This is a genomic window from Wolbachia endosymbiont (group B) of Hofmannophila pseudospretella (assembly GCF_964028515.1).
Classification (GTDB): Bacteria; Pseudomonadota; Alphaproteobacteria; order Rickettsiales; family Anaplasmataceae; genus Wolbachia.
In genome coordinates, this window is the sequence record NZ_OZ034788.1 from 1,141,837 (window position 1) to 1,161,772 (window position 19,936).

The 19,936-nt window shown below is 34.8% G+C and carries 20 protein-coding genes, 1 tRNA gene, 2 rRNA genes and 1 pseudogene; 17 read left to right on the forward strand and 7 right to left on the reverse strand.

The genetic code is table 11. The annotated features are described in order from the left end of the window. Positions 1–34: 34 nt before the first annotated feature. The 13 genes from pheS (at position 35) to ruvC (ending at position 9,382) form a co-directional block, all read left to right on the forward strand. Complete coding sequence (gene pheS / locus ABWU24_RS05445) at positions 35–1,078, forward strand: phenylalanine--tRNA ligase subunit alpha (RefSeq protein ID WP_015588323.1); 1,044 nt, start codon at positions 35–37, stop codon at positions 1,076–1,078. Continuing rightward, entirely contained in the window at positions 1,079–2,314 is a 1,236-nt protein-coding gene (locus ABWU24_RS05450; RefSeq protein WP_341815747.1) for an NTP transferase domain-containing protein, read from the forward strand. Positions 2,315–2,396: 82 nt separating this feature from the next. After that, positions 2,397–2,873 carry a P44/Msp2 family outer membrane protein gene (locus ABWU24_RS05455; protein ID WP_015588325.1) on the forward strand — a complete coding sequence of 159 codons (477 nt, stop codon included), beginning with the start codon at positions 2,397–2,399 and terminating at the stop codon, positions 2,871–2,873. Between the two features lie 235 nt (positions 2,874–3,108). After that, positions 3,109–3,531, forward strand: coding sequence for an outer membrane protein (locus tag ABWU24_RS05460; protein WP_353274574.1), 423 nt, complete (start codon positions 3,109–3,111; stop codon positions 3,529–3,531). Between the two features lie 30 nt (positions 3,532–3,561). Next, positions 3,562–4,354 (forward strand): IS5 family transposase gene (locus ABWU24_RS05465; RefSeq protein WP_341815401.1). Its coding sequence is split into 2 segments (ribosomal slippage): positions 3,562–3,825 and positions 3,827–4,354, totalling 792 coding nucleotides; the frame shifts between segments, so codons are not numbered across the junction. 316 nt (positions 4,355–4,670) lie between these two features. Continuing rightward, positions 4,671–4,973 carry a 50S ribosomal protein L21 gene (rplU, locus tag ABWU24_RS05470; protein ID WP_015588327.1) on the forward strand — a complete coding sequence of 101 codons (303 nt, stop codon included), beginning with the start codon at positions 4,671–4,673 and terminating at the stop codon, positions 4,971–4,973. Positions 4,974–4,983: 10 nt separating this feature from the next. Beyond that, positions 4,984–5,253 (forward strand): 50S ribosomal protein L27, encoded by a 270-nt coding sequence (gene rpmA / locus ABWU24_RS05475; RefSeq protein WP_017532465.1) that lies wholly within the window; start codon positions 4,984–4,986, stop codon positions 5,251–5,253. Between the two features lie 8 nt (positions 5,254–5,261). Continuing rightward, positions 5,262–5,338: transfer RNA gene (locus ABWU24_RS05480), tRNA-Ile, on the forward strand. Positions 5,339–5,377: 39 nt separating this feature from the next. Next, positions 5,378–6,544: a methionine adenosyltransferase gene (metK, locus tag ABWU24_RS05485; RefSeq protein ID WP_015588328.1), complete on the forward strand. Its 1,167-nt coding sequence runs from the start codon at positions 5,378–5,380 to the stop codon at positions 6,542–6,544. A 109-nt stretch (positions 6,545–6,653) separates the two neighbouring features. Beyond that, a complete protein-coding gene (locus ABWU24_RS05490) occupies positions 6,654–7,319 on the forward strand; it encodes a TenA family protein (RefSeq protein WP_341815750.1) in 666 nt (221 codons plus the stop codon). Between the two features lie 39 nt (positions 7,320–7,358). Next, the gene (locus ABWU24_RS05495) at positions 7,359–8,018 is read left to right on the forward strand and encodes a TenA family protein (RefSeq protein ID WP_135352899.1); all 660 of its coding nucleotides are present in this window, start codon (positions 7,359–7,361) and stop codon (positions 8,016–8,018) included. Between the two features lie 47 nt (positions 8,019–8,065). Beyond that, on the forward strand, positions 8,066–8,893 hold the full coding sequence (locus ABWU24_RS05500) for a cytochrome c oxidase subunit 3 (protein ID WP_341815753.1): 828 nt from the start codon (positions 8,066–8,068) through the stop codon (positions 8,891–8,893). Beyond that, complete coding sequence (gene ruvC / locus ABWU24_RS05505; protein WP_341815754.1) at positions 8,894–9,382, forward strand: crossover junction endodeoxyribonuclease RuvC; 489 nt, start codon at positions 8,894–8,896, stop codon at positions 9,380–9,382. A 26-nt stretch (positions 9,383–9,408) separates the two neighbouring features. On the opposite strand, the gene ruvX is transcribed toward ruvC, so the two are convergent. The 4 genes from ruvX to ABWU24_RS05525 form a co-directional block, all read right to left on the reverse strand. Continuing rightward, a complete protein-coding gene (gene ruvX / locus ABWU24_RS05510) occupies positions 9,409–9,876 on the reverse strand; it encodes a Holliday junction resolvase RuvX (protein ID WP_341815755.1) in 468 nt (155 codons plus the stop codon). Positions 9,877–9,941: 65 nt separating this feature from the next. Further along, positions 9,942–11,726, reverse strand: coding sequence for a ribonucleoside-diphosphate reductase subunit alpha (locus tag ABWU24_RS05515; protein WP_341815756.1), 1,785 nt, complete (start codon positions 11,724–11,726; stop codon positions 9,942–9,944). Between the two features lie 48 nt (positions 11,727–11,774). Beyond that, a complete protein-coding gene (locus ABWU24_RS05520; RefSeq protein ID WP_341815757.1) occupies positions 11,775–12,845 on the reverse strand; it encodes a methyltransferase domain-containing protein in 1,071 nt (356 codons plus the stop codon). A gap of 145 nt (positions 12,846–12,990) precedes the next feature. After that, positions 12,991–13,783 (reverse strand): IS5 family transposase gene (locus tag ABWU24_RS05525; protein ID WP_341815401.1). Its coding sequence is split into 2 segments (ribosomal slippage): positions 12,991–13,518 and positions 13,520–13,783, totalling 792 coding nucleotides; the frame shifts between segments, so codons are not numbered across the junction. 258 nt (positions 13,784–14,041) lie between these two features. Here ABWU24_RS05525 and ABWU24_RS05530 point away from each other — a divergent pair. From ABWU24_RS05530 to ABWU24_RS05540, 3 genes and pseudogenes are all read left to right on the forward strand, one after another. Continuing rightward, positions 14,042–16,807 (forward strand): 23S ribosomal RNA (locus ABWU24_RS05530). 67 nt (positions 16,808–16,874) lie between these two features. Next, positions 16,875–16,981 (forward strand): 5S ribosomal RNA (rrf, locus tag ABWU24_RS05535). A gap of 192 nt (positions 16,982–17,173) precedes the next feature. Continuing rightward, positions 17,174–17,692: pseudogene (locus ABWU24_RS05540) on the forward strand (hypothetical protein); the annotation flags it as partial. 220 nt (positions 17,693–17,912) lie between these two features. Here ABWU24_RS05540 and ABWU24_RS05545 read toward each other — a convergent pair. The 3 genes from ABWU24_RS05545 to rpmH all read right to left on the reverse strand — a co-directional run bounded on the left by ABWU24_RS05545 (position 17,913) and on the right by rpmH (position 18,691). Further along, entirely contained in the window at positions 17,913–18,122 is a 210-nt protein-coding gene (locus tag ABWU24_RS05545) for a hypothetical protein (RefSeq protein ID WP_015588336.1), read from the reverse strand. A 73-nt stretch (positions 18,123–18,195) separates the two neighbouring features. Further along, positions 18,196–18,573 carry a ribonuclease P protein component gene (gene rnpA / locus ABWU24_RS05550; protein WP_135352912.1) on the reverse strand — a complete coding sequence of 126 codons (378 nt, stop codon included), beginning with the start codon at positions 18,571–18,573 and terminating at the stop codon, positions 18,196–18,198. Continuing rightward, positions 18,557–18,691, reverse strand: coding sequence for a 50S ribosomal protein L34 (gene rpmH, locus ABWU24_RS05555; RefSeq protein WP_015588337.1), 135 nt, complete (start codon positions 18,689–18,691; stop codon positions 18,557–18,559). The genes rnpA and rpmH overlap by 17 nt, the downstream gene beginning before the upstream one ends. A 107-nt stretch (positions 18,692–18,798) precedes the next feature. Here rpmH and pstC point away from each other — a divergent pair, with 107 nt between their 5' ends. Beyond that, entirely contained in the window at positions 18,799–19,887 is a 1,089-nt protein-coding gene (gene pstC / locus ABWU24_RS05560; RefSeq protein WP_015588338.1) for a phosphate ABC transporter permease subunit PstC, read from the forward strand. Positions 19,888–19,936 lie beyond the last annotated feature (49 nt).

Below are 19,936 nucleotides of genomic sequence, written 5' to 3' on the forward strand. Positions count from 1 at the left end.
CACTATAATGAAAGTTTAAGCTAGCGTTTTTAAGGTGAATAAAGAGCTAATAAGTGAAATACCTCTACTTGAAGATAAGGCAGTTTCTGAGATTGAAAATGCTGCTTCTTTGCAGGATTTAGAAAAAGTTAGGTTGTCATACTTGGGGAGAAAGGGTGTAGTAAAAGCTTATTTCGATGACTTAAAGAATATAGATGATGCAGGAGAAAAACGCGACCTAGGTGCAGTGATTAATGTTTTACGCAATAAGATAGACCAGCTTATAACAAGCAAAGAAAATGAACTAAAAGATAAAGAAGTTAAGTTAAAACTGCAAAATGAAGCAGTTGATATCACACTGCCTGTCAGACCAGAAAGAATTGGCAAGATTCATCCACTGAGCAAAGTTATAAGTGAAGTAAAGCTCATTTTTGCACATATGGGCTTCAAAGCAGTTGATGGTCCTGATATTGAAGATGAATTTCACGTGTTTGATGCGCTAAATACTCCAAGTCATCATCCTGCGCGAGAGGAGCAAGATACTTTCTACTTAAAGAATAAAATAAACGATAAAAGAATGGTGCTGCGCACTCATACCTCATCTGTGCAGATTAGAACTATGGAAAAAACAAAAACTTTTCCAATTAAAATAGTGGCTGCAGGCAGGGTATACAGAAATGACTTTGATGCAACTCACACTCCTATGTTTCATCAGATAGAAGGGCTTTATGTTAATGAAAATGTCAATATGGGCCAATTAAAATTTACTATTCATCGCTTCCTTAGTAAATTTTTCGGAGATAAAGGTCTAAAAATACGCTTTCGTAATAGTTTTTTTCCTTTTACTGAGCCTTCTGCAGAAGTGGACATAAGTTATAAAGATAGTAAATGGATTGAAGTACTTGGGTGCGGTATGGTACACCCAAATGTCTTTAAAAATGTTGGAATAGACCATACTAAATACAGTGGCTTTGCATTTGGGATTGGTATAGAAAGGCTAGCAATGCTGAAATATCAAATTAGTGATCTAAGGAGCTTTTACGACAATAGAGTTAGTTGGCTCAACCATTATGGTTTTCATTTTTCGTCTTTAAGATAAGTGACAAATAAATCTTATACATTTGTTGTACTTGCTGCTGGGCATGGTAAACGAATGAATTCAAGCTTGCCTAAGGTTCTGCACAAAATAGGTAATTTCTCCATGCTTGAGCACGTCATTGACAATGCAAAGCAGATGAATCCTGAAAAAATAGTTATTGTAGTCGATTTGCCTTTAACTCAAAGGCTGAAATGCTTTGAGGGTATAAAACTAATTACACAAGAGTCAACGCTCGGTACAGGGGATGCAGTCAAAATTGCAATGAGAAACCTGAAAGAATTGTCAGATATAGTTGTTGTGCAGTATGGGGATACTCCGCTGATAAAAAGCAGCACAATAACTAAAATGATAAGCTGCTTAGGAGAGAGCAATGCTTTAGTTTGTCTTGGGTTTAAAACTAATAACAAAGGATACGGTAGACTAATTATTGAGAACGGTTCCCTAAGAGAAATCGTAGAAGCACAAAATGGTAGAAATAATGATGAGGAATTTCTTGCTAATGCTGGAATAATGGTTGCACGTGAAAAGAATCTACGTGAATTGGTGGAGAAAATAGAGTGTAATAACCAAGCTCATGAATATTACTTGACCGATATCGTTGCCATTGCAGTAAAGAGTAATTTAAATGTCGGCTATGTTATTGCTGATGAGGAGGAGGCAACTGGCATAAATAATAGGAATGACCTTGCAACGGCCGAGTTTTACTTTCAAGAAGAAAAAAGAAAGTTTTTCACTAACTCTGGAGTAACGCTTGTTGCTCCAGAAACTGTTTTCTTCTCTCTTGATACGCAAATTGGTATGGATTCGATTGTTTACCCATACGTTTTTTTTGGTCCTGGAGTAAAAATAGGATCTGGTGCTCAAGTTGGTCCATTTGCCAAATGTGAAAATACAACAATAGGTGATGGTGCAATCATAGGTAATTTTGTTGAAACAAAAGCAAGTGATATAGGTATAAATACTAAGATAAAGCATTTAAGTTATATAGGAAATACTCAGGTAGGGCAGGGGAGTAACATAGGTGCAGGTACCGTTATTTGTAATTATGATGGGAAAAAGAAACATAAAACAAATATTGGAAGAAATTGTTTTATTGGTGCTAATAGCTCATTAATTGCACCGCTTAATGTTTATGATGACTCTCTAGTTGCAGCAGGTAGCGTTGTAGTCAAAGATGTGCCAAAGGGAAGTCTGGCAATTGCAAGAGAAAGGCAAATAACAAAAAAAATAAAATAATTCCAATTTTTTACTTGCAATTTATACCATTTTTAATATTTATATGCTTGTATATGCATATATTAATCTTTAGAGGATAAAAATGAAAAAATTACTTACTTTATTGGCCTGCTGTTCTTTGTCAGCACCGTCTTTTGGAGTTGATTGGGTTAAAGATAGAACCTACACCTCTTCGTCGTATGGCATGCTTGGTATTAATTATGATCTTGGCTATCATTGTACAGATAGCATTAAAATTTCAGTTGGCCCTGTAGTCAAACTTGTTATTAATGAAGGGATTTTAGATGCGGGACTTATGGCAAAGCTTCATTATCATTATAAGTTTGAAAGTACAGATATTGCTCCTTATATTACTTTTGGTGTAGGAGGAGTTGCTAAAATGCTTCTATCAGAACAGAAAGATCAAGAGCCAGACGTAGAAGAATTTTTTTCTTATCAAATAGGTTCTGGTATTAATCTTCCACTTTCTGAGAGAACAAATGTTTTTGCTGGCTACAAGCTGCAAAAGTTCCATGAACTTTCGCATGGGGTTGAGTTTGGAATGAGTTTTAATTTGTAAGCTCCGATTGAATGTTTTTAGTGAAGTCTGGTTTGAATTTTTGTTGAAATAAAAGCAAGTTATATAGGCTAAAATGATGATTGCAGCAGGTAATAAAATGTGAAAAAGAAAAGTTTGGCAATTGCAAGAGAAAGGCAAGTAGCTAAGAAAGTGATTCCGATTTTATTATGTAAGTTATGTGATTTTTAACTTTTCTGTGAGTATATATGCGTATATTCATGGTTAGAGGGTGAAAATGAAAAAATTACTTACTTTAGTAGTCTGCTGTTCTTTGTCAGCACCGTCTTTTGGAGTTGATTGGATTAGAGATAAAATCTATACTTCGTCATCATATGGCAATCTTGGTATTAATTATGAGCTTGGCTATCATTATACAGATAGCATAAAAATTTCAGCTGGTCCTGTAGTCAAATCTGTTTTTTTTGGAGGATCTTTGGCAGAGCTAGGATTCATGGCAAAGCTTCATTATCATCATCAATTTGAAAATACGGATATTACCCCTTATGTTACTTTTGGTGTAGGAGGTGGAGCTAAAGTATCTCAACCAGCACAGCAAGGTCAACAGCCAGACGTAAAAAAGTTTTTTTCTTACCAGATAGGCTCTGGTATTAATCTTCCACTTTCTGAGAGCCTGTACGTGATCTCAAAAAAGGGATAGAATGAGAGGATAAAGTATATAAAGTAGGATATGCGAAGTTTATATCCAAGTGATATAAGTCGAGAAAAGTTTGAGATTATTGTAGCAGATCTGGAGTCTTGCAGGAAGAGGACAAAGCCAAGAACACTTGATTTATATCATGTATTTTGTGGAGTGTTATACGTCTTAAAAAGTGGCTGCCAGTGGAGAATGTTACCAAAAGAGTTTCCAAAATGGCGGAATTGTTACGACTATTTTAAGAAGTGGAGTGAAAAAGCAGATGCAAATAAAGAAAGTGTTCTGGAGCTGGTATTAAAAAAAAATAGTTGGCGTGGTCCGACAAAACAATGGTCGGAAAGAAAAAACCAGCTTCTGCATAATTGATGCACAAAGCGTAAAAAATGCAGATACTGCTGAAGAAAAAGGCTATGATGCAGGCAAAAAGGTTTCAGGAATAAAACGCCATATTGCGGTAGATACACAAGGTTTACCCCACGCAATTTATATAACAACGGCAGAAATAACTGATCGTAGTAGCGCTGTGAGAATGGTTAAAAATGCTAAAGAAAACCTATCTGAAGTTAAAAATATACTAGTTGATGCTGGCTACACAGGAGAAAATTTTGCAACACAAATAAAAGCAACTATTGGCGCTACCGTTGAAGTAATAAAGCGAAACGAATTACACACCTTTGTCGTATTGCCGAAAAGATGGGTTGTTGAGAGATCTTTTGCTTGGTTGCAAAAATGTAGGCGATTGTGGAAAAATTGCGAGCGGAAACTCAACACTAGCCTGCAAATGGTCGTTCTTGCTTTCGCTGCTTTGCTTCTGAAAAGATTATGAACAGGCTCTGAGAGAACGAATGTTTTCGCTGGCTACAAACTTCACAAGTTCAGTGAGTTTTCTCATGGGTTTGAACTGGGAATGAATTTTAATTTATAAGCTCCGATTGAATGTTTTTAGTGAAAGCTTGAGTTTTTATTAACGTCGTAAAGTTTTCATGAGACTAAGAGAATTTGAGAGTAGTCAAGTTTAAAACTTGACTACTCTCCACAAGGAAAAGCAGATAAAGGTAGAAGTATTTCATGTTTTTATTTATATTGACAGTATGTGTAACATCATTTACGATTACTGTTAATAACAATAATTGATATTTGTCATGTTTGCAGTAATCGAAACTGGTGGAAAGCAGTATTTAGTAAAAAAAGGCAGCATAATTAAAGTAGAAAGATTACAAGCTGAAGAAAAAGAGGAAGTGGAAATCAATAAAGTGATTTGTGTTTCAAGTAATGGCTTATCTTGTTCATCTAATGCTGTTGTTAAAGCTGAAGTACTAGAGCAGTGTAGAGATAAAAAAATTATAATCTTTAAGAAAAAAAGAAGAAAAAATTACCGTAGGAAAAATGGTCATAGGCAGTATATTACTGTTCTTCGTATCAATGAAATTAGTCTTCAAAAGTAAGAGGTAAGATATGGCAACTAAAAAATCAGGTGGTAGTTCCTGTAATGGTAGAGATTCGGCAGGGCGTCGGCTCGGGATAAAGAAGAATGGTGAGGTTATTCCAGGTAACATAATTGTACGTCAAAGAGGTACAAAATTTCATCCTGGAAAGAATGTTGGTATGGGTAAAGATCATACGATTTTTGCTAAAACGAAAGGCTGGGTGAGTTTTAGAAAATCAGCAAATAAAAAGACGTTTATTGATGTTGTGCCTACAGATAATATGCAAGCCTTGGCTTGAATAGATACGGGTCTGTAGCTCAGGTGGTTAGAGCGCACGCCTGATAAGCGTGAGGTCGGAGGTTCAACTCTTCCCAGACCCACCATTTAAATTTGCAATAGTTTTGATATTGTGTAACTAAACGATGGTTTTACATAAGAATTCAGTAACCAGTGAATCAGTAGCAGCTGGTCATCCAGACAAAGTAGCAGACCAGATTTCAGATGCAATACTTGACGAATACCTTTTTAATGACTCTTCCTCTCGTACTGCAATAGAGACTTTAGTTACTAAAGATAATGTTATTATAGCTGGGGAAGTATTTGGGCCGAACATTGAAAATAGCAAGATTGAAAGTATTGTACGGAATACAATAAAAGATATTGGTTATGAGCATGATGGTTTCCACTGGGAAACAGTGAAAGTAAATATATTGCTACATGAACAATCAAATGACATTGCAATAGGTGTGGATCAAGGTGCTGGGGATCAGGGCATAATGTATGGCTATGCAACAATAGAGACAGAAAGCCTCATGCCAGCACCCATTTTTTATGCACACTCGATTCTGAGAAATATCATGAGTATGGTCAAAGAGGTAAAGCTTGGTCCGGATGCAAAATCGCAAATCACTTTGGCGTATGAGAATAACCTTCCAGTGCGTGCTGAAAGTATTGTTGTTTCAATACAGCATCTTGAGGATCTGAGTCAATCGAAAGTGAAGGAAATAATTTATCCTTACATAGCTTCATCTTTACCTGAAGGGTGGATGTGCCCTAAAGAAAATCTCTTAGTCAATCCAACAGGTAGATTTGTTATTGGTGGACCAGTTGGTGATTGTGGATTAACCGGACGAAAAATTATGGTTGATACTTATGGAGGCTATATTCCACACGGTGGAGGAGCGTTTTCTGGAAAAGATGCAACAAAAGTTGATAGATCCGCAGCTTATATGGCGAGATACCTTGCTAAAAATATTGTCTTTGCAGGTTTAGCTGAACGTTGTCTTGTGCAGCTTTCTTATGCAATTGGTGTCTCAAAACCTACTTCATTTTACATTGATACATTTGGCACGAATACGATAGATGAAGAGAGGATTAAAGGGTTTATTGAAGGTAACATAGATTTATCAACTAAAGGCATAATAAGGCATTTATCACTTAATCGTCCTATATATAAACGTACAGCCTACTATGGGCATTTTGGTAAAGATTCGGAAGGTGATGGTGGATTTTCTTGGGAAGGTGTGGACTTATCTACTGATTTTTGTAAAGAATTTAATATAGAAGAAAAAAGGAGAGAATTTCTTTAAACTATTAAACTCTTTTATTTCTAGCTTGATACTGATATAATAACTTATTATAAATTGTAAGTAACTTTTTAGTAACTATACTAGTTTTAATATTTATGAGGCTTACAAGATGTCCGACAAACCAAAAGAAGAATTTTATGATATTGCTATAAAAGAATCATCTGATCTTATTGAAGAAATAAAAGAACATCCTTTCAATGTTGAATTGATAAACAATACGCTAGATTATGAAAAGTTCAAAATTTATCTTCAGCAGGATTTTTTATATTTAGTGGACTGTACTCGTGCTTTATTGATTATTGCAGCTAAAGTTAATGACATTGAAATAATGGGCAGTTTGGTTAATATAGCAAGGGGAACATTTGCGGTTCGAAAGCAGTATACTGAATATTTTGAGACTTGTGATTTATCCGATAATCATAAAAAATCAAAATCTTGTTCTGCTTTTACTGACTTTTTTATGCGTGCTGCATATCATAATTCTGTTGCTGAAGCTTTAGCAGCGTCTTATCCTTGCTTTAATATATACCAAATTATTATAAATCATATGGTAGGAGAGGTTATGCCTAAAAAAGTTGAAGATCACAGATATCAAGGGTGGATTGATATCTATAATAACACAGTAATGAATGCTACGATTAATCAAGTTACTGACGTTGCAAATAATCTATATGCAAAGGCTGGTGATTATGAGAGGAAAAAGATGCGTGAGTTTTTTAAGAGAGGTCTAGAGCTAGAAATAATGTTTTGGGATGAGATGTATTCTCTAGCATAGTCTGTAGTATTAACACTAAATTATATTCTAGTTTATGTGATGTTTAGTGGTATAATTAAGAGTTATTATGGGTCAAACCTTTTAAAGGATATTATTGAGCATCCTTTCAATGTTGAATTAGCAAATAATACTTTAAACATAGAAAATTTCAAGTTTTATATACAACAAGATGCATTTTTTGTAGCTGATTATGTTCGTACTGTTTTAATTATTGCATCAAAAATGGAGAGTTGTAACAACATTGTTCCATTGATTGAGGTGGCTCAAGGAGGAATAGAGATTATAAGAGTGTTATGCGACCACTACTTTGCTGTATACTCTATAAATCGTGGAGAAAAGTCGCTAGAGTGTTTCAATTTTACTAACTTTCTTTTGTCTACTTCGTATAGCGACATTTATGAAGCTGTAACAGTTATTTACTCTTGCCATTTTATATATAAAGTTGTTATTGGTAGTATGAGAAGTAAAATTAAAAAAAATAATAGGTATAAGGATTGGTTTGATTTTTTTGGCAGTAGCTTGATGGAATCTGGATGTGTTGCTTTGGAAGATATTGTTGACGAGTATTGTAACAAAGCAAGGGAAAGTGAAAGAACCAGAATGCTTGAATTATTTAAAATAACTGCACAATTTGAGTTAGACTTTTGGAATAGCGCATATAATTTTTCAAAATTTGATCAAGATTTTAAGAAATATTGACAATTTTAAGCTAATTTGTATGCTTGATATGTATTTTTGAAGGTGATATGAAAAGGAAAGAACATGATTTTCATTTAGTGGACCCAAGTCCCTGGCCAATTGCTATATCAGCAGCAATTCTTGTTCTTGCACTTGGATTAGTTGGTACACTCCACAAACAAATTTCTGGAATATTTGGTTTAGTTTTGGGAATCTCTGCGGTATCAGGAGTGCTGTTTTATTGGTGGAGAGATGTAATAAGAGAAGCAATTTATGATAAATGCCATACTGCCATTGTAAAACATGGACTCAAGCTTGCAATGTACTTATTTATCCTCTCGGAAGTTGTGTTTTTTATAGCGTTCTTTTGTTCATTTTTTAAAGCCTGGCTTGATCCGGTTTTTTTATTTGAAGCGTTTTCTCCTACAAAAAAAGTTGAATGGCCCCCTGAAGGGATTTTGCCACCGGATCCGTGGTCGTTACCATTTATGAATACACTAATATTATTACTTTCTGGTACAACAATTACCTCAGCACATCATTTTTTACTTGAAAATGATAAAAAGAGCATGATTAAAATGTTATCTATAACTATATTGCTTGGAATTTTCTTTATAATAGTGCAAGCAATTGAGTATTATGAAGCAAGTTTTTCTCTACAAGAAGCGGGAGAGAAACTTATCTATACATCCAACTTTTACATGATTACTGGTTTTCATTGTGTCCATGTTATAATAGGTATAATATTTTTGTCAGTATGTTTATTTAGAGCTCGGAAAGATCAATTTATACCTCAAGATCATTTATGCTTTGAGTTTGCCTCTTGGTATTGGCACTTCGTGGATGTAGTCTGGATATTTTTATTTGTGTTTGTTTATTGGTTAAGCCTTTATTAAGTGGTTAAGATAATCGGTCTAGATCCGGGAATAAGCAAAACGGGTTGGGCCATTATCAGCCTGGAAGAAAAAAATAATATTAAATTTTTGGGTGGTGGTACCATATCAACTGATGGTAAATTAGGTACAGGTGAACGTCTATATATAATTTTTGAACAATTAAAGAAAGTAATTTTTCTATACTCTCCCAATGAAGCTGCTGTAGAAAAAATTTTTGTTAATAAGAATCCAAAATCTTCACTAACTTTAGGATATGCAAGAGCAATTGTAATTTTAGTATTACAAATGACGGATTTGACCATGAATGAATATGATGCGAACTATATAAAAAAGAGCATTACTGGAAATGGTCATGCTGATAAGGATCAGATTATATTTATGGTGAAGCAAATAGTTAAAAACTTAAATACAAAATGTCACCATACTGCTGATGCTCTTGCTACAGCAATTTGTCATGCTTATACGAGAAGTTCTTGTTTTATTGAATAGTTTTACATGAATTCAGTTAAAAAAAACTATTTGATGGTATTTATCTTATCTAACGTTCGTTGCAGAATAATACATGCAGCAATTTTATCATCTATTTTTTTTGATTTTGTGATTGATATTCCAGTAATTTTTAGTGCGTGAGTTGCAAGAGATGTTGATAAACTTTCGTCTTGTAGATATATGTTTATCTTACATTTTTTTATTATTTTATTTGCGAATTGGATTATTGCTTTACACCATTCGGTCTCTTGTTCATCTATTGTGAATGGTAGCCCTATTACCATTGATCCAGCTTCATTTTCTTTAAGTACTCTATTTAGATAACCTAAATCTTTGCTCATATTTCTTCTATAATATATATTATGAGCTGTAGCTATAAGCTGTGTTTTATCACTAAATGCTATGCCTATTTGTTTTTCTCCCATATCAAGGCACATTAACCGCTTATCTTTTGGGATGGATTGTAAAAATTCATTGAGGTTTCTATAGAGCATTCATTAGATTTTTTCTTTTTTACATCATTATTTATTACATGATCTGTAAATTCAGTGTCATAAATCTATTGGCATGACAGACATTCATCATAATTAATATCTGTTTTTTGTTGCAATATTTGACTTTTTTTGAATATGTCATGTGAGACCTTGTCAGCTCTCTGCATTGATTGTGATCTGCAGTAATATAAGCTCTTTAATCCTTTTTTCCAAGCAAGCATGTGTATTTTGTGTAAGTAACGTTTATGCACATTGGCAGGTAAGAACAGATTTACTGATTGAGATTGACAAATATAAGAAGTTCTATCACTTGCATGTTCTATGATCCATTGTTGATCAAGTTCGTATGCTGTTTTAAATGTCAGTTTTTCATGCTTGCTAAGAAAATCTAAATGCTGAACAGAACCCTCATTTGTTGAAATTGAGGACCATGTTTCATCATTGTCTTGATTTTTTTCTGCTAGTAGTTTTTGCAAGAATTTATTTCGTACTACAAATGAACCTGTCAATGTCTTCTGTATAAATACGTTTGCTGCATATGGCTCTATTCCAGGGGAAGTGTTGCCTGCGATAATCGAAATTGAGGCAGTTGGAGCAATAGCGAGCTTATGTGTGAACCTTTCCATTAGATCGATTTCTTTAGCGTCAAGACATGGCCCTTTTTCTTCTGCTAATTTTTTAGAAACTACATCCGCTTGCTCGCGCAAATGCTTAAATACTTTTTTATTCCATTGTTGGGCTGTTACTGATTCAAAAGGAACCATTTTACTTTGTAAAAATGAATGAAAACCCATCACGCCAAGACCGATACTACGCTCTCTTATTGCGGAATATTTTGCTCGCTGTATTTCATTTGGTGCTTGGTTTATGAAATCCTCTAATACATTATCAAGAAAACGCATTATATCTTCTATGAAAAGCTCATTATCTTTCCATTCTTCGTAGTATTCAAGATTTACGGATGATAAACAACATACAGCAGTGCGTGACTTGTTCAGGTGATCGTAACCTGTAGTTAAAGTTATTTCACTGCATAGGTTTGACATTTTTATATCTAAATTGAGCTTTTTGTAAGGTTCTGGTTTATTGTTATTTGTTGCATTAAGAAAGATAATATAAGGTTCTCCAGTTTCAATTCTTGCTGTTAATATTTTAATCCATATATCCCGTGCTTTTACTGTTGAAATAACTTTATTGTTATGAGGGCTTATTAAATCCCATTCTTGATCATCTTCAACAGCTTGCATAAACTTATCTGTTACTATTACAGCATGATGTATATTTAATGCTTTGCGATTTGGGTCACCACCAGTTGGCTTACGTAAATCTAGAAACTCTTCTATCTCTGGATGGGATACAGGAAGATAGACGGCTGAGCTTCCTCTTCTTAATGATCCTTGGCTGATTGCAAGCGTTAGAGCGTTTTGTACTACGATAAATGGCACAATTCCTGATGTTTTACCGCTACCTTTGACACTTTCACCAATTGAACGTAAATTTCCCCAATAACTACCTATTCCACCACCACGTGCAGCGAGCCAAACATTTTCATTCCATAAATCAACTATTCCCTGCAAGCTATCTTCAGTTTCGTTAAGAAAGCAGGAAATAGGCAATCCTCTCTTGGTACCACCATTGCTAAGTATTGGAGTTGAAGGCATGAACCATAAATTGCTCATGTAGTCATAAAGACGCTGTGCATGCTCTTTATTATCAGAGTAGTAATTGGCAATGCGTATAAAGAGATCTTGATAACTTTCATTTTCTATTAAATATCTGTCCAATAGAACTGCTTTTCCAAAAGCGGTTAATTTACTATCCTTTGCGTAGTTAATAGCAATGTAATTCATAAGGCTCCTTTTATGATAATATAGACATTTATTTGAGCGATTTCTCGATTAAGTTGTTAAATTTTTTTGTGGATACTGTAATGCAAACAAGATACCATCAACTTGGCTGCCATATATTTTACAGTAACTCATTTGACTTATTTGCATATTTGTTTCTTTTGCAACATGCTGAATATAATCTTCTGAGTGACGAAAATAATCTCCCTTGTTTACAAAGTCAATACCTTTACTTTCCTTTCTTCTTACTAAACATACAATAACCCCTTTTTTGCTTGTCAATCCTTTTGCTAGTTTCAATTCTGCTAGAAAATCATGTAGATAGTGTAGCACTTCAGCAAAGATAATTACATCATACTGCTGGTTCTTCTCTTGTTTAAGAAACTCTTTCATTTCTGTATGTATTAACTCATCGTAAACAGGTTTACCTTTTATAAGGCATCCTCTTGCAATATTGAGCATTCTATTTGAGATGTCAACTCCTGTTATGCGACTTCTAATATTACTTATTTTTAGGAAGTGACCACATATTCCAGTACCGCAACCAAGGTCGAGTATATTCAGTTCAGAAGTGTAGTGGTTAAAGACTTTTGTAATTATCATGTGTACGAGTTCATGCCCTCTGTATTGTTTGGCAATTAGCCAATGCTCAACAAAATATTCACCTGTGTAATCAAAATATTGTTTTATGAGATTTTCAGGCAATTCTACGATATCTGATGTGTTTGTTATTTTTTTTAAGTAGTAAGAAGCTTCTTTGTGACTACTATCTAATTTTAGCGTCTTTGTTAAATAATTATAAGCTTTATTAGTATTTCCTACTGCAAAATGACATCTTCCAATATTATACCAGATTATAGGTAATTTGGGGTAGAATATGCTAATTAACCAAAATCTTAACTTTGCATCTGATATATTACCTTTATAGAAGTGATATAACCCGATTTCAATGTTGGTATTTAATAGGTTTTTAGATTTTTCAAGAAGCGCTACAATTTCTTTATGGAGAGTATTGTATTTATCCATAATGAAATTTTTTACTTTTTTAATATTTAATAAGCCAGTGAGCTTAGATATACAATTTAAAGCAAAGTTTTTTATAAAAGATAGATTACTTTTCATACATTAGAAATACTCCAAATGTTCATTTTCATTTTTAGGTAACTAATTTTAACACATTTTATCTTACAAAATATCTTTTTCATTAATTTTTCTGTACATATCAATTTGTCGAATATTTCTCAGATTGTACTGTTTAAGAGCCTGTTCATAATCTTTTCAGAAGCAAAGCAGCGAAAGCAAGAACGACCATTTGCAGGCTAGTGTTGAGTTTCCGCTCGCAATTTTTCCACAATCGCCTACATTTTTGCAACCAAGCAAAAGATCTCTCAACAACCCATCTTTTCGGCAATACGACAAAGGTGTGTAATTCGTTTCGCTTTATTACTTCAACGGTAGCGCCAATAGTTGCTTTTATTTGTGTTGCAAAATTTTCTCCTGTGTAGCCAGCATCAACTAGTATATTTTTAACTTCAGATAGGTTTTCTTTAGCATTTTTAACCATTCTCACAGCGCTACTACGATCAGTTATTTCTGCCGTTGTTATATAAATTGCGTGGGGTAAACCTTGTGTATCTACCGCAATATGGCGTTTTATTCCTGAAACCTTTTTGCCTGCATCATAGCCTTTTTCTTCAGCAGTATCTGCATTTTTTACGCTTTGTGCATCAATTATGCAGAAGCTGGTTTTTTCTTTCCGACCATTGTTTTGTCGGACCACGCCAACTATTTTTTTTTAATACCAGCTCCAGAACACTTTCTTTATTTGCATCTGCTTTTTCACTCCACTTCTTAAAATAGTCGTAACAATTCCGCCATTTTGGAAACTCTTTTGGTAACATTCTCCACTGGCAGCCACTTTTTAAGACGTATAACACTCCACAAAATACATGATATAAATCAAGTGTTCTTGGCTTTGTCCTCTTCCTGCAAGACTCCAGATCTGCTACAATAATCTCAAACTTTTCTCGACTTATATCACTTGGATATAAACTTCGCATATCCTACTTTATATACTTTATCCTCTCATTCTATCCCTTTTTTGAGATCACGTACAGGCTCTAAGATTACTGGTATGTTGTTGTTGATAATAATAGGTAAATGTTTTGTGTAAAAAGGCGTTGACATATGATTTATCAGATTGTAACATATAAAAGATTAGTTTTTAGATGTTTGAAAAGTTTTATGGTAGAGATTATTTAATCTCAATTCAATTGTAAGTTAATATTTAACTCTGCATATTCTACATATAGTCAGATAAATAAATTATTAAGAGCACTTGATGGATGCCTTGGCGTTAAGAGGCGATGAAGGACGTGGCAGGCTGCGATAAGCTGTGGGAAATTGTCAACAAATTTTGATCCGCAGATTTCCGAATGGGGAAACCCAACTAGCTTAGCTAGTTATTATATACTAAGTATATAAAGCAAACTTGGTGAACTGAAATATCTAAGTAGCCAAAGGAAAAGAAATCAACCGAGATTCTGTTAGTAGTGACGAGCGAAAGCGGAAAAGGCTAGTGATTTAAAAATAAGAATTAGAATACTTTGGAAATGGTAACCATAGAAGGTGATAGTCCTGTATAAGTAGAAAGTTTTTAAATCCTTGAGTAGAGCGGGGCACGTGAAATCCTGTTTGAATATGGGGGGACCATCCTCCAAGCCTAAATACTCCTTAACGACCGATAGTGAACAAGTACCGTGAGGGAAAGGTGAAAAGAACCCCGGGAGGGGAGTGAAATAGAATCTGAAATCAAGTGCTTACAAACAGTTGGAGCTCTATATCAATTTATTGATATTTAGAGTGACAGCGTACCTTTTGCATAATGGGTCAGCGAGTTAATCTATGAAGCAAGCTTAAGCCGGTAGGTGTAGGCGTAGCGAAAGCAAGTCTGAATAGGGCGTTTAGTTTTATGGATTAGACCCGAAACCAAGTGATCTAGTCATGACCAGATTGAAGGTATGGTAAAACATACTGAAGGATCGAACCAGTTAATGTTGCAACATTATTGGATGAGTTGTGATTAGGGGTGAAAGGCCAATCAAACTTGGAAATAGCTGGTTCTCCGCGAAATCTATTTAGGTAGAGCGTTGTATGTATGTTGTTGGGGGTAGAGCACTGGATAGACTAGGGGGATTCATCATCTTACCAAATCTAACCAAACTCCGAATACCAACAATTAATTATACAGCAGACACACTACGGGTGCTAAGTCCGTGGTGGAAAGGGAAACAGCCCAGATCACTATCTAAGGTCCCAAAATTACAGCTAAGTGGGGAAGGAAGTGGAAAAACCATTACAGCTAGGAGGTTGGCTTGGAAGCAGCCATCCTTTAAAGAAAGCGTAACAGCTCACTTGTCTAAATAAGTTTTTCTGCGCCGAAAATGTACCGGGGCTAAAGCTGTATACCGAAGATGTGGGTGCTTATTAATTTCGATTAATAGGCGCGGTAGCGGAGCGTTCCGTAAGTCTGTGAAGGCGGTTTGTGAAAGCTGCTGGAGATATCGGAAGTGAGAATGCTGACATAAGTAGCGTAAAAGAGTGTGAAAAACACTCTCACCAAAAATCTAAGGATTCCTACGTTAAGTTAATCTGCGTAGGGTTAGTCGGTTCCTAAGGCGAGTCCGTAAAGGAGTAGTCGATGGCAATTAGGTTAATATTCCTAAACCTCTTAAGTGTGACGGGTTTTGTATTTGTGTAGGTCTTATTGGATTGATCTATGCTTAAAAGAAGCTCCAGGAAATAGCACTTAATATTTATGAGGCCGTACCGTAAACCGACACTGGTGGATGAGTAGAGTATACTAAGGTGTTGAAAGAATGATGTTGAAGGAACTCGGCAAATTATACCTGTAACTTCGGAAGAAGGGTAACCTGCTTTTAGGCAACTATGAGTAGGTGGCACAAAATAGGGAGTAGCGACTGTTTACTAAAAACACAGGACTCTGCAAACACGTAAGTGGAAGTATAGGGTCTGACGCCTGCCCGGTGCTGGAAGGTTAATAGGAAGAGTGCAAGCTCTGAATTGAAGCCCCAGTAAACGGCGGCCGTAACACTGACGGTCCTAAGGTAGCGAAATTCCTTGTCGGGTAAGTTCCGACCCGCACGAATGGCGTAACGATTTCTCCACTGTCTCCAACATCATTTCAGCGAAATTGAATTCCCCGTGCAGATGCGGGGTACCCGCGGTTAGACGAAGAGACCCCGTGCACCTTTACTATAGCTTTACATTGCTATTAAAAATGTGATGTGCAGGATAGGTGGGAGACTTTGAAGTTATGGCGCTAGCTGTAATGGAGTCGACCTTGAGATACCACCCTTTACATTTTTGATATCTAACTATGTTTCATTATCTGAAACTAGGACATTGTATGGTGGGTAGTTTGACTGGGGCGGTCGCCTCCTAAAAAGTAACGGAGGCGTACGAAGGTAAGCTAGAGCTGGTCAGAAATCAGCTTGATAGTATAATGGCATAAGCTTGCCTGACTGCGAGGCTGACAAGCCAAGCAGAGACGAAAGTCGGTCATAGTGATCCGGTAATTCTGTATGGAAGGGTTATCGCTCAACGGATAAAAGGTACGCCGGGGATAACAGGCTGATGGTGTTCGAGCGTTCATAGCGACGACACCGTTTGGCACCTCGATGTCGACTCATCACATCCTGGGGCTGGAGAAGGTCCCAAGGGTTCGGCTGTTCGCCGATTAAAGTGATACGTGAGTTGGGTTTAGAACGTCGTGAGACAGTTCGGTTTCTATCTGCCGTGGGTGAAGGAAATTTGAGAAGGTCTGACTCTAGTACGAGAGGACCGAGATGGATATACCTCTGGTGTACCAGCTGTTATGCCAATAGCATCGCTGGGTAGCTATGTATAGATGGGATAATTGCTGAAAGCATATAAGCAAGAAACCCTCTTCAAAAAGATTTCCCAATTAAGGCCGTGGAAGACTACCACGTTGATAGGCTAGGTGTGGAAGCATGGTAACATGTGAAGCTAACTAGTACTAATAGCCTGATTGATTTATTTCCTTTCTATATGTGTATATGCAGTGTTAAATATTAAATTGAAATTTGTTAAGTCAGAAATTTTTATTGACTTGGTGACTATAGCAAAAATGAACCACCCGATCTCATTTCGAACTCGGAAGTGAAACTTTTTAGCGCCGATGATACTTAAAAAGGGAAAGTAGGTCGTTGCCAAGTTTATAAAAATTTCTTTTTTATTTATATCTGTTCAGTAGAGCGATGAAACAAGGTAAACATAGAGTAGCTGTGAGGTAATATAATTGATCTTTTAGAACTCTGCGAAAACTTTAAAATAAAAGTAGAAAATTTAAAAGTAGAATTTGCTACCTGTTTGTAAATGAGGAGGAGAGATAGCAATATTTAACAAATCATCAAAAAGTTGATCTTCTGAAAATCAAACTTTATATAATTGAATATTAATTAAGTTCTTGGAGATGAGGAGAAAGAAGAAGTAGCAAACTACCAAAAAGCAGATACATTTGGTCCAAGAGTTAGGTGATAATTGTAGCACTCAGTGGATTTTATAAAAATTCAAAACGTGAGAATTATAAGTGATGTTTTTAATGTGAATTGAAGTTTTTAATGTGAATTGAAAGCGTATCAAATAGTGAATGTAGAGTTCCTTCAAAATGCAAAAAGGTGTATGGTGCAATCGTAATAGTCGCTGACAGGTACTTTGAAACATAGTCGGACTATTGAAGTTAAAGTTCTGGGCTGTTACTTAAAAAACGCATCCACTAAATTGTTTATGCTAAAAAAAGCTTTATTAAAAAATGAAACAGAAGTGTAAGAAAGTTGCAAAACGTATAAGGTATTACTTGAAGCTACCTATCTGAAGCAACTGGAGCTTCTCAAGTTGCGAAAAATATTTTAAAATCTGAAAGAATGATGTGAAATTTTTTAAGTAAACTAGAAAGTATTCCGCTATCACGCTGAACAGCAAATTAGGCATTATATCGTTTACTGTAAAAGCTCATATTTTACGTAATCAGAGCTAGGAATTTGAAAAGATAATCTCATTATACTTCACATGAAAACAAAGAGAACTATACAATCCCCTGCCTATCGCTTCTTCAACCACTCCCCTGAACAGGTACTTTTACTTTTATCAAACCATTCTCTTATTGTAATAAGTTGCTTCTATATTCAAATTTAGCAACTTCCCTCTAGGATTATCCTTATTTTGTTCTAAGTACTGGCTTTGTTCAAATGCCATTCCCCATTGTGTACGGTAGCTAGACTTTCTATATTCATAAAAACTCTCTTCAGCATTATTTGTATCGAGCTTTTTATCTTGTTTTCTTATACTCTCTACCATCAAGTACCCACATCTATTAATTTATTTTAAAAACTCTACTTACTTTATCATAAAAAACATAGCTGTAAATACTTTAGTGAAAATTTCTTCTTATTTTATCTTTCTTTAAGCAAATATTTAGATCTTTTTGTAAATTTTTATAGCCTGCTTGCATAATGTTTTTATGGGTTAGTATTATGTAATAGTATCCTAGATTACTTATATTAGAAATGCTAACTTTAGCTAGCATTCGTAATTGCCTTTTTATTTTATTTCTTTTTGCTGCTTTTCCGACTTTTTTACTGATAGCCAGACCTACTCTAATAACATGAATATACTTTTCAGGTTCTCTTTCTTTTATAGCATATAGTGATATATATACCCCTCGATAAAAAAGACTGTCAGGTGCTAATCTGTTTTTAAAAGCAAAGGAAAACTCTTTTTTTTTATGCTTATTATGCGCATAATTTATTACACCCTAATGAACGACGCTTATTAAGAATTTTTCTTCCAGCTTTTGTTGACATACGTGAACGAAATCCATGTCTGTGCTTTCTTTTTAAATTTTTTGGTTGAAATGTTCTTTTCATTGCTTTTATATTAATATGACTATTTATTTTAAATTATTTTGCTCTATTGTCAAATAATGGTCAACTTCTATGGCATTCTTGTTGAATAAAATTTGATGTATGGAAAAATGAATTTAATTATAGGCGTACCTGTTTTACTAATCCTTTTATTTTGTTTGAGTAAGTTTCAAGCAGTAAGTAAAGTTAAGTCTTATATATATTTGAGTTGTATGTGGATGCTACCTTGTTTGTTAGCATTCTATGATGGTTATTTTATAACTTCTATTTCTATAGCGTTACTTTTTTTTATGCTGATTTTTATCTTTAAAGGTAAAAGAAATAAGATGGTAAAATTTTTGTTATTTATGGCTTTAGCAATATCACTTTTTATCACTTTATTTATAATGCTATCTATTTTTGTTCAGTCCATTTCTTTTTTTAATAAAGTAGCTATTTCAGAATTCTTATTTTGCTTAAAATGGAAGCATAATGTAGCTATTATTGGCGGAGGAGAGGTGGGATGTTTTGGTATAGCGCCACTTTTAGTGGGGACATTACTTATAACTATTGTAGCAATGTTAGTTGCGGTGCCGCTTGGTTTATTTTCTGCAATATATATTAGTGAGTATGCGAGTGAAAAAGTGCGTTATGTTATTAATACAGCCTTACAGGTTTTGTCTGCTATTCCTACTGTTGTATATGGATACTTCTCAGTTGTATTTTTGTCTTTTTTTATAAAGCAGGTAGCAAATTTTTTTAATTTAAGTATACACTCAGAAAGTGCTTTGATTGCTGGTTTATCGATCGGGGTAATGATTCTTCCTTTTATTATTTCTTTGCTTGAAGATGCTATAAGATCTGTTCCAAAAAGTTTGCGTTATGGTTTTATGGCGCTTGGCGCAACACCAGCGGAAACTATATGGCATATAACAATACCTTATGCAATGCCTACAATTTTAAGTGCAATTTTATTATCAATTTCAAGAGTGATAGGTGAAACAATGATTGTACTAATGGCTGTGGGAATCAATGCAAATTTGACCTTTAATCCTCTCAATTCAGTTACTACTATCACTGTACAAATTGCTACATTACTTACCGGAGATCAGGATTTCAATAGTGTGCAAACTCTTGCTGCTTATGCGCTTAGTTTGGTGCTGTTTGTTATTACTTGGCTATTGAATGCATTTGCATTGTTTATAATGAAACGTAACTAGTAAGTGTTTTAATATTGCAAAATTTCTGTTAATAATATAAGATTTATTT

Excerpts from the sequence above, each read along its gene's own strand:
- rpmA (WP_017532465.1), top strand. The coding sequence starts at position 4,984 with ATGGCAACTAAAAAATCAGGTGGTAGTTCCTGTAATGGTAGAGATTCG.
- rplU (WP_015588327.1), top strand. The coding sequence starts at position 4,671 with ATGTTTGCAGTAATCGAAACTGGTGGAAAGCAGTATTTAGTAAAAAAA.
- ABWU24_RS05545 (WP_015588336.1), bottom strand. The coding sequence starts at position 18,122 with ATGGTAGAGAGTATAAGAAAACAAGATAAAAAGCTCGATACAAATAAT.
- ABWU24_RS05455 (WP_015588325.1), top strand. The coding sequence starts at position 2,397 with ATGAAAAAATTACTTACTTTATTGGCCTGCTGTTCTTTGTCAGCACCG.
- rpmH (WP_015588337.1), bottom strand. The coding sequence starts at position 18,691 with ATGAAAAGAACATTTCAACCAAAAAATTTAAAAAGAAAGCACAGACAT.
- ABWU24_RS05495 (WP_135352899.1), top strand. The coding sequence starts at position 7,359 with ATGTTTAGTGGTATAATTAAGAGTTATTATGGGTCAAACCTTTTAAAG.
- metK (WP_015588328.1), top strand. The coding sequence starts at position 5,378 with ATGGTTTTACATAAGAATTCAGTAACCAGTGAATCAGTAGCAGCTGGT.
- ruvX (WP_341815755.1), bottom strand. The coding sequence starts at position 9,876 with ATGCTCTATAGAAACCTCAATGAATTTTTACAATCCATCCCAAAAGAT.
- pstC (WP_015588338.1), top strand. The coding sequence starts at position 18,799 with ATGAATTTAATTATAGGCGTACCTGTTTTACTAATCCTTTTATTTTGT.
- ABWU24_RS05460 (WP_353274574.1), top strand. The coding sequence starts at position 3,109 with ATGAAAAAATTACTTACTTTAGTAGTCTGCTGTTCTTTGTCAGCACCG.
- ABWU24_RS05515 (WP_341815756.1), bottom strand. The coding sequence starts at position 11,726 with ATGAATTACATTGCTATTAACTACGCAAAGGATAGTAAATTAACCGCT.
- ABWU24_RS05500 (WP_341815753.1), top strand. The coding sequence starts at position 8,066 with ATGAAAAGGAAAGAACATGATTTTCATTTAGTGGACCCAAGTCCCTGG.
- ABWU24_RS05490 (WP_341815750.1), top strand. The coding sequence starts at position 6,654 with ATGTCCGACAAACCAAAAGAAGAATTTTATGATATTGCTATAAAAGAA.
- ABWU24_RS05520 (WP_341815757.1), bottom strand. The coding sequence starts at position 12,845 with ATGAAAAGTAATCTATCTTTTATAAAAAACTTTGCTTTAAATTGTATA.